Origin of the sequence: Pseudomonas sp. MYb60, assembly GCF_002979555.1 — a bacterium.
GTDB lineage: Bacteria > Pseudomonadota > Gammaproteobacteria > Pseudomonadales > Pseudomonadaceae > Aquipseudomonas.
This window is the reverse complement of sequence record NZ_PCOZ01000021.1, coordinates 50,212-64,468: the sequence shown is the minus strand read 5'-3', so window position 1 is coordinate 64,468 and position 14,257 is coordinate 50,212. Positions and strand designations below refer to the sequence as shown.

Genomic DNA, 14,257 nt, shown 5'->3' with positions numbered 1-14,257 from the left:
TCGCTGGTTGCTCATGGCACCTCCTAATGGGCCTCATTTTAAGGCTTGGAGGTGTCTACGAAACTAGGGGCGATTCAGCTTGATAGCCGAAGTTGACCACACCCTCGTTCCGTAGCGTTGTCCAGATACTCAGCAGCGAGTAACCATTCTGAATAGCTTCTAGGATTTCCTGTTTATGTATTACGACCACTGCTCGATGCGCAGAGGGGCTACTAGGGTCGGCACTTTTGATTACCCGCTCTGCGATTCGAAGGCTTAGGGTTTTCATCGTTGTCTCCCGAGATTATTAACTTTATTTGAAGGACCTTTCGGTGTCGCACGGTGGTGAAGTCGTCAATTAGGCCTACAGATCTGTTTCTTTAATTTCTTCAAACTTTCTAACGCTACACTCGACCGCTCTGCTGACTTGACAGTTGAGGTGTCGACAGATGGAGCGGGTGAGACGGTATCCGGTGAGCGGGCTGCGTGTGATGTCGAAACTAGTACTGGAGGCAGCGGTTTAAAGTTGTACTCGCCGTTTCGGTAGCGTTTTATCACCCCGTGAAGCCAGCCGAGTTGGGATTTATTTATGACTCCAGACCTGACGGCAGCGCAAAAATCGTCGAGCATTCTCTGGCGGTCGCACGGTGCTACCTGCTCCAGGGCCTTGCGGACCTTAATCTGTGTCTCAGCGAGCATCGTGGCCGAAAACCTCAGGTCCTCAAGGACTTCGTCGCTTTTCTGAATCGTGGCAGTAGTAGTTTTTTTGCTTTTTGAGTTTTTTGTTTTGTATGTATTTATAAGGCCATGCTTTCCCGAAGGCGGCTGATCCGAGTTCGGGTTTTCCACATCCGGTATTTCGTTCGACTTTGCCAGGTTCTCAAATCCACAGGGCGTGTCCCTCAGGTTCCATTCAACCCCGTCATACTGCCCACGCGCGTTGTATGCTTGCTGGATATCTAGATACCCAGCGGCCTTCAATTCATCTATTCCCGAGCGAACAGCCGTAATGCCGTCTTTGCAATGCTTGGCCAGGAATTCGATGCTGAGATACCTTGGGTTGGGCGGTAGCGAGAGCAATAGCGACAAAATCCCTTTCGCTTTAAACGTGATGCTCTTTTCCTTAAGAATATGGTTTGGAATTATGGTGTAGCCTTTTTCAGGCTTTGACCTGTCCACTTTCAGCGTGATGCCCATGACATCAATCCTGGTCTAAGGCTTTTGCTACTTCCGAGGTGCGGAAGTAAACCCTTCTTCCTATCTTTAACTTGCAAGGTAAAAACTTGCGAGAGACCTCATTGTCTCCGCAAAGGCTAAGGCGCAAACCATCTTTGCTTCTCAGCAGAATTTCGGCTAGCTGCTCAATGGAGAGCAGAGGTGCTCCATGGTACTTGTCTTTAATGTCTTGTTCGGTGCTCATAAGAGTGTTCCAGGTTCATAGGTTTAAAATAATCCTAAAGAAGTTTCGAAGAGCTTGGAAGAGGTTTTAGTTGGTTGCTGGCATAAAAAATAAAATCTCTTTAATTTCAAAGTGTTAATAATTGGTATTTCGATATATCGGTTGTGTTTTGCTGCGGCTTTATTGTTTTTTAAGTGGTGAGTTAGATGTGTTTTTGTAAGTTTCCGGTTGGCTGTAGATTTTAGCCGCTAAAATTATCGATGCTTGTGTTCGATATATCGAAATTTAGGCTTGCGATGAGCTGTGTTTAGAATTGGTTTAGCTAAACTTTTAGCGTTGGGCGTTTTTTAATTTTATCGATTTTCTTTACTAGGTCTTCGGATCGGAGGTGCGTGTATCGCTTTAGCATTTGCATGGATTTATGTCCGCTTATTGCAGATACTTCTTGGTCGGATAAGCCGCCCTCAACTAACCGGCTCACTGCCTCATGCCTCAAGTCGTGAAATCTAAAGTCTGACAACTTGAGCTCTTTAACCAGCAGTCCCCATATCTTGGTAAAAGCATAAGGCCGACGTTTTCCGTCCTTGCCTGGCTCGCCAAAGAACACCAGATGGCAATCGCTTGGCCTGGCTGGGTTAGCCATAGCGGCCTTGAACAGCTCTGTAGCGCGTCTGCTCAGGGGGACCGTTCGCTGGCCATCGTTCTTTGTATCGACGAGTTTCACAATGCGTCGTTCTAGATCGACCATAGGCTTGCGGAGTGTGCTGATCTCAGCGGAGCGCATGCCCGTCTCCAAGGCGATGCCCACGATCCAGCCCAGCATCGGATTGCTGTGTTTGTTCACTACGGTTATCAACCGCCTTTCCTCATCGGCAGATAGTCGACGATTGCGGCCTTCTCCGGGGCTTGGTTTCCGAATGTTCAGGACTGGGTTGAAGGTAAGGCCCAAGCCCCACTCTTGGATAGCTACGGTGAACAGGTGGCTCAGCAAAGCAAGCTCCAGGCGCACGGTATTGTTGCTGGTGGTTCCAGCGCGCCCTTTCTCGTTTAGACGCTTGTCGCGGTAATTAGCAATGATTTCAGCAGAGAGGGCCGCAAGCGAATACTTGCCCAGATGCTCTGTAAGCTTCTTGGCTTTTGAAATCTCTCCGCGTTGGGTGGTGGGCTTCTTGGTAGGGGTAATGTCGTTGAGGTAGCGCTTAAGGGCCGTTTCCAGCGTCATGCGCTCGGAGCCGCTGCGCTGGATATACACACCTCTGACCATTTCGTCTTCGGTACGTCGCGACCAGTCCTCCGCATCACGCTTGGTACGGAAGGTTTTGGCGACTGTTGGCCAGCCGGTTTTGCGGATCAAAGCCTTCCAGGTGCCGGAAGGAGTTTTGACTAATGTTGCCATCTGAAAGGACTCCAAAGGTGTACTGGCGAACCAGCACTGTACCGATTTTGTACCTTTGGACCATAGGACTGTATTTGTGACGAACCACCCAGAAACGCGAAAGCCGCGCAATGCGCGGCTTTCTTGTTTGGTGGGCCCACACGGACTTGAACCGTGGACCAAAGGATTATGAGTCCTCTGCTCTGACCAACTGAGCTATAGGCCCTTAACAGGTCGCGGATTATAACGATGGTTTCCCAGCTGTGCCATCCGAAAAGTCTGAAACCTGCATGCGAAGGAACGTCGCTGCGAAAAGCTCCGGCGGCAGGGGTAGGCTGACGATGTAGCCTTGCATCTGTTCGCAGCCTTCGTCGGCGAGGAACGCTTGTTGGGCGGGGTTCTCCACGCCTTCGGCGATGATGGTGAATTGCATGCTGTGGCCCAAGGCGATGATGGCGCGGACGATGGCGGCGTCGTGGGGGTCGTCGGGCAGGCCGCGGACGAAGGATTGGTCGATTTTCAGGAAATCCAACGGCAGGCGCTTGAGGTAGCTGAGGGAGGAGTAGCCGGTGCCGAAGTCGTCGATCGCCAGTTGCACGCCCAGGTGTTTGAGCTGATGCAGCACCTCCAGCGCTTCTTCGGCCTGGCTCATGATGAAGTTTTCGGTGATTTCCAGTTGCAGGCAGCCGGGCTCGAGGCGGTAGTCGCGCAGGAGTTGTTCGATACGGCCGAGCAGGCTGGGGTGGCGCAGTTGGGCGCCGGCGAGGTTCACCGACAGCGGGCCAAAGTCCTCGAAGGCGCCTTGCCAGGCGTGCATTTGCCGGCATGCCTGTTCCAGCACCCAGTCGCCAATCTGCAGGATCATGCCGTTCTCTTCCGCCAGGGCGATGAAGTGTTCGGGCGGTACGTCACCAAAGGTGGGATGGCGCCAGCGGATCAGGGCTTCGGCGCCGATCAGTTCTTGGGTCACCAGGCTCAGCTTTGGCTGGTAGTAGAGAAACAACTCGTCACGCTCGATGGCGCGGCGCAGTTCATGCTCCAGTGCGACGCGTTCGTTGGCCTGGGCCGTGAGGTCCTGGGTGTAGCTTTCGACGCGGTTGCGGCCTTTGGCCTTGGAGCGGTACATCGCGGCGTCGGCGTTCTTGACCAGGGTGGCGACGTCGGTGCCGTCCTGGGGATACAGGCTGGTGCCGATACTGGCACTGATGAAAAATTCATGTTCGCCAGCCTGGAACGGCGGGGTGAAACACGCCAGTAGCTTATTCGCCAAGTGTTCGGCATCGCCGGGGTGTTGCAGGCCGGGGAGCAGGATGATGAATTCGTCGCCGCCCAAGCGAGCGACGGTATCAATGTCACGCAATTGCTCCTTGAGGCGCACGGCGATGTCCTTGAGCAGCAGGTCGCCGACGGGGTGGCCGAGACTGTCGTTGATGTGCTTGAAGCGGTCCAGGTCGAGGAACAGCACGGCGCCCTGCTTGCCGGTTTCCTGCTGGCCGTTGAGTGCCGATTGCAGGCGGCTTTCAAACAGCGTGCGGTTGGGCAGGCCGGTCAGCGGGTCGTGGTGCGCTTGGTAGTCGAGGCGGGCCTGGGCCAGCTTGAGGCTGGAGATGTCGGCAAATACCGCGACGAAGTGGGTGATCAACTGCTCGCGGTTGCGCACCGCGCTGATGGTCAGCCAACTGGGGTACACCTCGCCACTCTTGCGGCGGTTGGAAATCTCGCCCTGCCAGTGGCCGTGGGCGGTCAACTGGTGCCACATGGCTGCGTAGAAGGCGCTGTCGTGCAAGCCTGAGGCAAGCAGGCGAGGGGTCTGACCGAGGGCTTCGGCTTCGCTGTAGCCAGTGATTTCGCTGAAGGCGCGGTTGACCGCGCTGATGTTCTGCTGCGTATCGGTGATCAATACCCCTTCGGCAGTGCTCTCGAAGACGGTGGCAGCCTGTTGCAGCTTTTCCTGCATCAGTTGGCGGTCGGTGATGTCCCGGGCGATAGTCAGCATGCAGTCGTCGTCGCCGATGGGCAGCGGACGGCTGGACAGTTCGCACAGGCGGATCAGGCCGTCGGCGCGACGGATGTGGCAGATGAAGTCGCGCACAAAACCATCGCGTTGCATCAGTTCCAGCATGTGCTGGCGCTCGTTGAGGTCTACCCAGATCCCCAGGTCCAGGGCCGTCTGGTCGATGGACGTCGCGCTGGTGAACCCGGTCAGGCGGCTGAAACCTTCGTTGACTTCGATGAGCAGGCCATCGCGCTGGCGGCTCAGCAACAAGCCATCAGGGGAGGCATGGAAGGCTTTGGCGAACTTCTCTTCGGAGGTCTGCAGCTGTTGCTGGGTTTCTTTGAGCTGGGTGATGTCACGTACCACCACCACGATGGCTTCCACCGTATCCAATTGAAACGGCTCGGCGGATATCAGCCCGGTAAACGCTTGGCCATTGCTGCGCAGAAATGGCATCTCGAGGTTGCGGATACTGGTGGTCTGCACGCGTTTCAGCAGCTCGGGGCCGCTGCCGGGAATGCCCCATATATCCAGCTCGGTCCCGGTTTTGCCCACCACGTCTTCGGCGCGCAGCCCGATCTGATCCTCGAATGCCTTGTTGACCTCCAGCAAGCAACCGTCGGATAGCCGGGCGATCACCAGGATGTCCGGGCATTGCTGGAACACCGAGGCAAATTTCTGCTCGGACAATTGCAGCGCTTCCTCGGTACGTTTGGCCTCGCTGATGTCGATCATCAAGCCGCGCAGCACCGGCTCATGCCCATGCTCGATCAGGCTGACGATATCGCGCACCCAGAGGCAGCGGCCATCGGCGGTGATCACGCGGTAGTCGATGCTGTGGTCGCGGTTGGCGCGGGTCTCGCGGAAACAATAGGCTTCAGTGCGCGTAAGGTCGGCGGGGTGGATGATGTTGCGCCAGAAGCCCGGGATCAGCCAGTGGGCACGGGGGTAGCCCAACAGGTCTTCGGCGTGGGGCGAGACGTAGCTGTAGGTGAAGTCCGCGACGCTGGCTTCCCACGCGATGGCGGACAGGCTCTCCACCAGCCCGCGATAGTGGTACTCGCTGCTGCGCAGTTCCTGTTCCAGAGCGACCCTGCGGGAAATTTCCGAACTGAGCCGACGATTGATCCGAATCACGATGGCCAATACGGTGCTCAGCAGCAGCACGGCTGGCAAACCGTACAGCAGCAGATCGGTCCAGAAGGTGCGGTGATCGGTGAGGCTGCCCACCCAATGCTGCTGGATAGCGCTGGTTTCGTCCGGGCTGAGGTCGGCGAGGACCTTGTCCAGAATGCCCACCAATACTTTGTCGTCGCGCGGTACACCCATTGCCAGTTGATAGCGGTAGGGCGTTTCGCCGCTGACGTACAAGCCATCGAGCTTGAGTTCACGCAGGCTCCAGACGCTGGAGGCGAGGTCGCTGACCACGGCGTCCACTTCGCCCGTTGCCAGCGCCTGCAAGGTTGAGCTGACGTTGGGCAGGGCGACCAGGTTCAGGTCCGGGTGGTGGGTGCGCAGCAGTTCGTGGGGCGCATAGTTTTCTACCACGGCGATCTTGAGCCCGTACAAGTCCTTGAGGTTGCGGGGGCGTGCGCCGCCTTCGTGGGCAAGGATCACCATGGGAAAGTCGATGTAAGGGCGGGTGAAGGCCAGGTAATTCTGGCGTTCCGGCGTCGACATGATGCTGGGAATCAGGTTGAGCTGATTTTCGCGTGCCATTTCCAGCACGGCACCCCAGCTGGGCGGCTCGATCAGATTGACCCGCACACCCAGGCGGTCCTGGATCAGGCGCATGTAATCGGCTGCCAAACCCTGGTAGCGGCCATCGGCATCACGGTATTCGAAGGGTGGCCACGAGGCGTCCACCCCCAGCCGCAGCTCCTGATGGTCCGCCAACCAGCTCCGCTCATCATCAGTAAGCGTCAACGCGCCAGCCGTTGCGGTCCAGGTCAGCAGCGACAGCAGTAGCACGGTCGGCAATCTGGGCATAACGGTCTCGTTATGGCACGGGGAATGGTTCGAGTGTAGACGGGCATTGCGGGGGAGGGGTGTTGCGCGGGCAGTTAATCTACAGAAAGAAATCCATAGAAAACAAAACCCCCGGCCTGGGCCGGGGGTTCTGGTATCACTCGTCGAGGAAGGAGCGCAGATGCTCGCTTCGCGTCGGGTGGCGCAACTTGCGCAGCGCCTTGGCTTCGATCTGACGGATCCGCTCGCGGGTCACGTCAAACTGCTTACCGACTTCCTCAAGGGTGTGGTCGGTATTCATGTCGATGCCGAAACGCATGCGCAGTACCTTGGCTTCACGGGCAGTGAGGCCGGAGAGTACGTCGCGAGTCGCTTCTTTGAGGCTCTCAACAGTGGCGACATCGATTGGCGACTGCATGGTCGAGTCTTCGATGAAGTCACCCAGATGGGAGTCTTCGTCATCACCAATCGGGGTTTCCATGGAGATCGGCTCTTTAGCGATCTTCAATACCTTGCGGATTTTATCCTCAGGCATTTCCATGCGTTCGCCCAGCTCTTCCGGGGTCGGTTCGCGACCCATTTCCTGCAACATCTGCCGGGAAATACGGTTGAGCTTGTTGATGGTCTCGATCATGTGCACCGGAATACGGATGGTGCGGGCCTGGTCGGCGATCGAGCGAGTGATCGCCTGACGGATCCACCAGGTGGCATAAGTCGAGAACTTGTAGCCGCGACGGTATTCGAACTTGTCCACAGCCTTCATCAAGCCGATGTTGCCTTCCTGGATCAGGTCGAGGAATTGCAGGCCACGGTTGGTGTACTTCTTGGCGATGGAGATCACCAGACGCAAGTTTGCTTCAACCATCTCTTTCTTCGCGCGGCGGGCCTTGGCCTCACCGATCGACATGCGACGGTTGATGTCCTTGATCTCGGCAATCGTCAGACCGGTTTCGGTCTCCAATGCTTGCAGCTTCTGCTGGCAACGGATGATGTCCGGTTGCAAGCGGCCAATGGCTTCGGCGTATTTCGCCTTGCCCTTGGCTAGGGCGTCAGTCCAGCTTTCGTCAACTTCGTTGCCCGGGAACTGGCGCAGGAAGTCGGTACGCGGCATGCGCGCATCACGGACACAGAGCTGCATGATCGCACGCTCTTGTGCACGCAGACGCTCAAGGGCGCTACGAACGCGTTCAACCAGGCCTTCGAATTGCTTCGGGACCAGCTTGATCGGCATGAACAGCTCAGCCAGGGCCAGCAGCTCGGCGATTGCCTGCTTGTTGGCGCGACCGTGCTTCTTCAGGGCCTTGCGGGTGATTTCCATTTGATCGGAAACCGCACCGAAACGCTGGGCGGCGATGATCGGGTCTGGACCGCTTTCGGCTTCTTCTTCGTCGTCACTGCTTTCGGCATCGTCGTCGTCGGAATCGTCGTCCGCTTTCGCGGCCTTGGCATCGACAGGCGGTGGCACTTCGGCAGCAGGCGGCGCAATGCCGTCGTCCGGGTCGATATAACCGCTCAAGACGTCGGACAGGCGGCCACCTTCGGTGGTGACGCGAGTGTACTCGGAGAGAATGTGGTCAACCGTGCCAGGGAAGTGCGCGATTGCGCCCATCACTTCACGGATGCCCTCTTCGATACGCTTGGCGATTTCGATTTCGCCTTCGCGTGTCAGCAACTCGACGGTACCCATTTCACGCATATACATGCGCACAGGGTCAGTCGTGCGACCGATGTCGGTCTCCACCGCGGCCAGCGCTGCAGCGGCTTCTTCAGCGGCTGCCTCGTCGGTATCGGCGTCGGCCAACATAAGGGCGTCCGCATCCGGAGCACTCTCGTGTACGGGGATCCCCATGTCATTAATCATGCGGATGATGTCTTCCACCTGCTCTGGATCTGAAATATCCTCAGGCAGGTGATCGTTGACCTCTGCGTAAGTCAGATACTTCTGCTCACGACCAAGGGTGATCAACTCTTTGATACGAGACTGCTGTTGCGCTTTTCCGGACATAACACCCTATCCACTGAAGGTCTTGGCGGGCAAAAAACAAGCCGAGGATTATACCCGAGCTATGACCTCACACGCCAGCTGAGGTCGGGTTTGATGCGCAAACGTTCTGTTTTAAGAGGTCGCGCATCTGTTTTGCTATCTGAATTTGCTCTTCAGCCGTCAATCCCGGCTGCCTTGCTCTCTTGATCAGTTCATCGAGGGTCTGCGTGTGCTGGCCCGCGGATAACCTAGTAATGGTGTCTAAAAACTGTTGTTCAAGGTTGTCGCCGTCAATTAGCCACTCCTTTTCCGCCAGCGCTTTGAGCAGTCGGCCTTGTTCTGTGCCGTGCCAGCGCGCCATCAGCTGGATTGAGTTTAGCTTAGGATTTTTCTGCACGGCCTCGATCAGGGCAATCAGCACCTGAGCATAGGTGTTGCTCGCATTGGCAAAATGATCGGCGCTCTCCACCTTGCCCGCCAATTGCGGGTGATGAATCAGTGTGCGCAGGGCAATCAATGTGGGCGCTTCGACGGCGACCGGGGTTCGCGGAGCGTAGGCTTCGTCGCGATCGCCGCGCTTGCCATTCTTGTTCCACGGTTTCTTGTCCCACTTCTTGCCGCCGGCGCCGGGTTTTTTCGGCGTCCACTCCTGCTGGGGCGCATAGGCGTCATGCGGTTGGTGGAAGTCGGAATAGTCCGGCATGGCGTCGTAATCCATGCCCGGATCGTAGGCTGGGGGCGGTGCATCCTGTGGGGCGCTGTGTACCAGCTGGCTGACGGCTTCGCCGCTTAATCCGGTGATCTCCAGCAGGCGCTGGCGCATCAGGGTGCGCAGGTTGGCCCCGGGTACTTTGTCGATCAGCGGCGCCGCGAGCGTGGCCATGTGGGCCTTGCCTTCGAGGGAGCGCGGGTCAGCCTCTTCGGTCAGTTGCTGGAAGAAGTAGTCCGCCAGCGGCTGAGCGTGTTGATTGATGCGGGCGCGGAAGGCGTCGGTGCCTTCGGAGCGCACCAGGGTGTCCGGGTCTTCGCCTTCGGGCAGGAACAGAAATCGCGCACGGCGACCATCCTGCAGGCTCGACAGCGTGGCTTCGAGTGCGCGCCAGGCGGCGTTGCGGCCAGCCTGGTCGCCGTCGAAACAGAACAGCACGCTGGGCACGACGCGGAACAGGCGCTTCAGGTGTTCTTCACTGGTCGCGGTGCCGAGCGTGGCCACGGCATTGCGCAAGCCTTGCTGGGCCAGGGCGATCACGTCCATATAGCCTTCAACCACAATGATCTCGTCGAGGTTGCGGTTGTTCTTGCGCGCCTCGAATAGCCCGTAGAGTTCCTGGCCCTTGTGGAATACCGGCGTTTCCGGGGAGTTCAAGTACTTGGGCTTGTCGTCGCCCAGTACGCGCCCACCGAAGGCGATGATGCGGCCACGGCTGTCGCGGATCGGAAACATCACGCGGTCGCGGAAGCGGTCATAACGCTTGCCGGTCTCGGCGTTCTCCACCAGCAGGCCGGCGTCGATCATGGCCTTTTGCTGCAAGGTGTCGCTGCTCAGGTGCTTGTACAGGTTGTCCCAACCGGGCGGCGCGAAACCCAGGCCGAAGTCGCGGGCGATTTCGCCGGTGAGGCCGCGGCCTTTGAGGTAGTCGACAGCGGCCTTGCGCTGCGGATGGCTTTTAAGTGCCTGGCGATAGAAGTCGGCAGCGGCCGTCAGCAGCGGGTACAGCGGCGAATCGGTGGGCTGGCGCGGTTTGTGCGGGCGGCCACTTTCTTCGCGGGGGATTTCCATGCCGGCGGCTTTGGCCAGTTCCTCGACGGCCTGGGGGAAGTCCAGGTTGTCGTGGTCCATGATGAAGCCGAGGGCATTGCCGCCCGCGCCGCAGCCGAAGCAGTAGTAGAACTGCTTGTCGGGGCTGACGCTGAACGACGGGGTCTTTTCCTTGTGGAACGGGCAGCAGGCGGTGTAGTTCTTGCCGGCCTTCTTCATTTGCACGCGCGAGCTGACAACATCGACGATGTCGGTGCGGTTCAGCAGGTCGTCAATAAAGCTCTGGGGAATCAGCCCGGCCATGGCGTTCTCGTCATCACTGCGTGTAAATGAGGGCCCGTGAAATGCTCAAGCGCACCTGGTGAGTGGCTCGATGGGCTGCATGGAAGTGTATCTGCCGAACATTCACTGACGTTAATTTCTATTCAGTCTTTGGCATAGAAAGGGTGCCCGGGCGTCCGATACAGGCCAACGGCGGGCCTTGGAGCTCGATGGGCGCAGTCGACCGGTTTGGTCGCCTGTTTATAGAATGAGTGTGCTCGTCAGTAGCCTTGTTAGGCTCGTCAGGAGAGACGTGCACGCTGGCAGAAAAGCCAGTTCTGACGTGTGAAGCAGTTGTATCGGTCGCGTGTGCGGCGTCAACAGTGAAGCATCAAGCGATATCCGCAAATGCCAATAGCCCGGCTGAGGGCCGGGCTTGGCAGAAGCTTGCTACGAACGTCTGTGTATTAGTACAGACGAACGGCGCGGCGCTGTTCGCGCTGAACTTTCTTGGCGTGACGCTTAACAGCGGCTGCTGCTTTGCGCTTACGCTCAGAAGTTGGCTTCTCGTAAAATTCGCGGCTACGAACTTCAGCCAGTACACCGGCTTTTTCGCAGGAGCGCTTGAAACGACGCAGAGCTACGTCGAAGGGTTCGTTCTCTTTAACTTTGACGGCTGGCATCCAGAGCTACCTTCTTTCATTACCGGGATCAACGTTCTCGTCGCAAACAATTCGCGGCTGAGGTCGTCGGTTTTTAAGGGTTGCGGATGTTAACCCCTCATTGCCCGGAATGCAAAGCCTCTGATCGAAAACCGCTAGTCGGGAGGTGGAGTGGCGACTATTATGCGCGCCTTCGAATTCAGCCTCTACAAGGCGCAAACCCATGCTAGTACTGGGACTTGAAACCTCCTGCGACGAAACCGGTGTCGCACTTTACGACAGTGAACGCGGGCTTTTGGCCGATGCACTGTTCAGTCAGATCGACCTGCATCGTGCCTACGGCGGCGTGGTGCCGGAGCTTGCCAGCCGCGATCACGTCAAGCGCATGCTGCCGTTGATTCGCCAGGTGCTGGACGAGGCCGGCTGCGTGGCCACCGAGATCGACGCCATTGCCTACACCGCCGGCCCCGGATTGGTGGGAGCCCTTCTGGTTGGGGCCTCTTGCGCCCAGGCACTGGCGTTTGCCTGGGGCATTCCGGCCTTGGGTGTGCACCACATGGAAGGCCATTTATTGGCGCCCATGCTGGAAAAAACACCCCCTGAGTTTCCGTTCGTCGCTTTGTTGGTTTCCGGCGGCCATACGCAGCTGGTTCAGGTCGATGGCATCGGCCAATACACCCTGTTGGGTGAGTCGCTCGACGACGCCGCCGGCGAAGCCTTCGACAAAACCGCGAAGATGATGGGCCTCAATTATCCAGGCGGCCCGGAAATCGCTCGCCTGGCCGAAAAAGGCACGGCCGGGCGCTACACGTTCCCTCGCCCGATGTGCGATCGCCCGGGGCTGATGTTCAGCTTCAGCGGCCTGAAGACCTCGGCGCTCAATACCTGGCAGCAGAGCGTCAGCGCCGGGGACGACAGTGAGCAAGCCCGTTGCGACATCGCGCTGGCGTTCCAGCAGGCCGTGGTGGAGACTTTGACCATCAAGTGCAAGCGCGCCCTTAAACAGGCGGGCATGAAGCGCCTGGTGATCGCTGGCGGTGTCAGCGCCAACAAGGCGTTGCGCGTTTCACTGGAAAAAATGCTCGGCGACATGAAGGGCGATGTGTTCTACGCGCGCCCCGAGTTCTGCACCGACAATGGCGCGATGATCGCCTACGCCGGCTGCCAGCGCCTGCAAGCCGGCCAGCACGAAAGCCTGGCGATCAGCGTGCAGGCGCGCTGGCCTATGGAGCAGTTGTCGCCGTTGTGAGGGCTGACGTGAGCCAGGCTCATCGAACGGATTTAAAAATGCCGTTCGCGCCCGGCAAACAGGTCGCGTAAATTGCCCCGGTGGCGCCAGACGATCAGCAGAGTCAGCACGCTCATCGGCAACAGCGCCGCCGGTTCCTGCCAGGCCAGCAACGGCAGGGTCAGTGGCGTTGCGATCAACGCGGCGAGTGAGCTGGTGCGGGTCAGGTAGAAGGTCAGCAGCCAGGCGATAACGGCCAGCAGCGCTGCCGGTGGGTAAATCCCCAGCAGCATGCCGGCCGCCGTAGCGACACCTTTGCCACCGCGAAAGCGGAAGTACAGGGGAAACAGATGGCCGAGGACGGCACACACGCCAACCCAGGCCTGCTGTTGCAGGGTAAGGCCGGCGAGGCTGGCGATGAGTACGGGCAACAGGCCCTTGCACAGATCGCCCAGCAGCGTCAGCACGGCGAGTTTCTTGCCGGCCAGGCGCAGCATATTGGTGGCGCCGGCATTGCCTGAGCCACTCATTCGCGGGTCGGGATTTCCCGTCAGGCGGCTGAGCAAAATGGCGAAGGACAGCGAGCCGAGCAGGTAGGCGAAAATCGCCAGTGACCAAAACATGCTAACTATTCCGGGCGAGGACGCCCTGATTCTAACGGGGCATCGCGCCCTTGTCGTGCTGCGGAGAAGAGTGCTTGGACAGAGTGTTTATCGAAGGCCTGGAAGTGGACACCGTGATCGGAGCCTACGACTGGGAACGCGGAATCCGCCAATGCCTGCGCCTGGACCTGAGCTTTGCCTGGGACAACCGCCCGGCAGCGGCCGGTGACGACCTGACCCTGGCGCTGGATTACGCCAGTGTGTCCGCACGCATCCAGGCGTTTGCCGAGCAATCCCAGTACCAACTGGTCGAGACCTTCGCCGAGCGCCTGGCCGAAGTCCTGATGAGCGAGTTCCAGATTCCCTGGCTGCACCTCAAGTTGACCAAGCCGGGCGCCTTGCCAGCTGCCAAAGGCGTGGGCGTGGAGATCGAGCGCGGATGTCGCTAACTCAGGTTTACCTTGGCCTTGGCAGCAATATCGAGCGCCACACCCACCTGTGCGCCGGCCTTGACGCGTTGGCGGTGTTTTTGACCGACATGCGCTGCTCGGCGGTGTTTGAAAGCCAGCCGGTGGGGATCAAGAGCGGGCCATTCTTCAACCTGGTGGTGTCGGGTTGCACCGACCTGCCGTTGATGGAACTGGATCGCCGGCTGAAATTCATCGAGGCCGACAATGGTCGTTATGCACCCGATCGCAAGGGCTTGCCGTTGGACATCGACGTGCTGCTGTATGGCGACTTGGTCGGTAACTTCGACGGCCTTATCCTGCCGCGCGCAGAGATCCTGAAGAATGCTTTCGTGCTGTGGCCGCTGTCGCTGATGGCTCCGCAGCGCGTGCACCCGGAAGCGGGCAAGACCTTGGCTGAACTGTGGTGCGATGCGCAGATCGACCAGGTGCTGGCGCCCGTCGCGTTTGAGTGGCAGGGCCAGCAACTCACCCCGAACGCCGCCCTGTAGGAGCGAGCTTGCTCGCGAAAAATCTGAGGGCGCCGCGTATCGTCAGGCTGCCCGCGTTATCGTTGACGATCTTCGCGGGCAAGCCC

Annotated in this window: 12 protein-coding genes, 1 tRNA gene and 1 pseudogene; 3 read left to right on the top strand and 11 right to left on the bottom strand. The window is 58.5% G+C overall.

From position 1 onward, the window contains the following. Positions 1-55 precede the first annotated feature (55 nt). From CQ041_RS26430 to rpsU, 9 genes are all read right to left on the bottom strand, one after another. Positions 56-268: a TraK family protein gene (locus CQ041_RS26430; protein ID WP_105524771.1), complete on the bottom strand. Its 213-nt coding sequence runs from the start codon at positions 266-268 to the stop codon at positions 56-58. A gap of 65 nt (positions 269-333) precedes the next feature. Next, on the bottom strand, positions 334-1,176 hold the full coding sequence (locus CQ041_RS23415; protein ID WP_256586870.1) for a helix-turn-helix domain-containing protein: 843 nt from the start codon (positions 1,174-1,176) through the stop codon (positions 334-336). 4 nt (positions 1,177-1,180) lie between these two features. After that, positions 1,181-1,399 (bottom strand): plasmid-related protein, encoded by a 219-nt coding sequence (locus CQ041_RS23410; RefSeq protein ID WP_105524770.1) that lies wholly within the window; start codon positions 1,397-1,399, stop codon positions 1,181-1,183. 301 nt (positions 1,400-1,700) lie between these two features. Then, on the bottom strand, positions 1,701-2,774 hold the full coding sequence (locus CQ041_RS23405; RefSeq protein ID WP_105524769.1) for a site-specific integrase: 1,074 nt from the start codon (positions 2,772-2,774) through the stop codon (positions 1,701-1,703). Between the two features lie 128 nt (positions 2,775-2,902). Further along, positions 2,903-2,979, bottom strand: a tRNA-Ile gene (locus CQ041_RS23400). 15 nt (positions 2,980-2,994) lie between these two features. Further along, positions 2,995-6,738, bottom strand: coding sequence for a bifunctional diguanylate cyclase/phosphodiesterase (locus CQ041_RS23395; RefSeq protein ID WP_105524768.1), 3,744 nt, complete (start codon positions 6,736-6,738; stop codon positions 2,995-2,997). A gap of 136 nt (positions 6,739-6,874) precedes the next feature. Beyond that, the gene (gene rpoD, locus CQ041_RS23390; RefSeq protein WP_105524767.1) at positions 6,875-8,722 is read right to left on the bottom strand and encodes an RNA polymerase sigma factor RpoD; all 1,848 of its coding nucleotides are present in this window, start codon (positions 8,720-8,722) and stop codon (positions 6,875-6,877) included. Between the two features lie 67 nt (positions 8,723-8,789). Continuing rightward, positions 8,790-10,763, bottom strand: coding sequence for a DNA primase (gene dnaG, locus CQ041_RS23385; RefSeq protein ID WP_105524766.1), 1,974 nt, complete (start codon positions 10,761-10,763; stop codon positions 8,790-8,792). A gap of 425 nt (positions 10,764-11,188) precedes the next feature. Continuing rightward, positions 11,189-11,404, bottom strand: a complete 216-nt coding sequence (gene rpsU, locus CQ041_RS23380) for a 30S ribosomal protein S21 (protein ID WP_002551877.1) — start codon at positions 11,402-11,404, stop codon at positions 11,189-11,191. A 202-nt stretch (positions 11,405-11,606) separates the two neighbouring features. Between rpsU and tsaD the strand changes: the two genes are divergently transcribed. Next, the gene (tsaD, locus tag CQ041_RS23375; protein ID WP_105524765.1) at positions 11,607-12,632 is read left to right on the top strand and encodes a tRNA (adenosine(37)-N6)-threonylcarbamoyltransferase complex transferase subunit TsaD; all 1,026 of its coding nucleotides are present in this window, start codon (positions 11,607-11,609) and stop codon (positions 12,630-12,632) included. Between the two features lie 32 nt (positions 12,633-12,664). Here the strand turns inward: tsaD and plsY are convergent, their stop codons facing one another. Then, positions 12,665-13,234, bottom strand: a complete 570-nt coding sequence (gene plsY, locus CQ041_RS23370; RefSeq protein WP_105524764.1) for a glycerol-3-phosphate 1-O-acyltransferase PlsY — start codon at positions 13,232-13,234, stop codon at positions 12,665-12,667. Positions 13,235-13,308: 74 nt separating this feature from the next. Here plsY and folB point away from each other — a divergent pair, with 74 nt between their 5' ends. Together folB and folK are read left to right on the top strand one after the other, a co-directional pair. Next, positions 13,309-13,662: a dihydroneopterin aldolase gene (gene folB / locus CQ041_RS23365; protein ID WP_105524763.1), complete on the top strand. Its 354-nt coding sequence runs from the start codon at positions 13,309-13,311 to the stop codon at positions 13,660-13,662. After that, positions 13,653-14,171, top strand: coding sequence for a 2-amino-4-hydroxy-6-hydroxymethyldihydropteridine diphosphokinase (gene folK / locus CQ041_RS23360; RefSeq protein ID WP_105524761.1), 519 nt, complete (start codon positions 13,653-13,655; stop codon positions 14,169-14,171). Before folB ends, folK begins: the two co-directional genes overlap by 10 nt. On the opposite strand, the pseudogene CQ041_RS26645 reads toward folK, so the two are convergent. Then, positions 14,167-14,253 (bottom strand): annotated as a pseudogene (locus CQ041_RS26645) (outer membrane lipoprotein carrier protein LolA); the annotation flags it as partial. The gene folK and the pseudogene CQ041_RS26645 overlap by 5 nt on opposite strands. Positions 14,254-14,257: the final 4 nt, after the last annotated feature.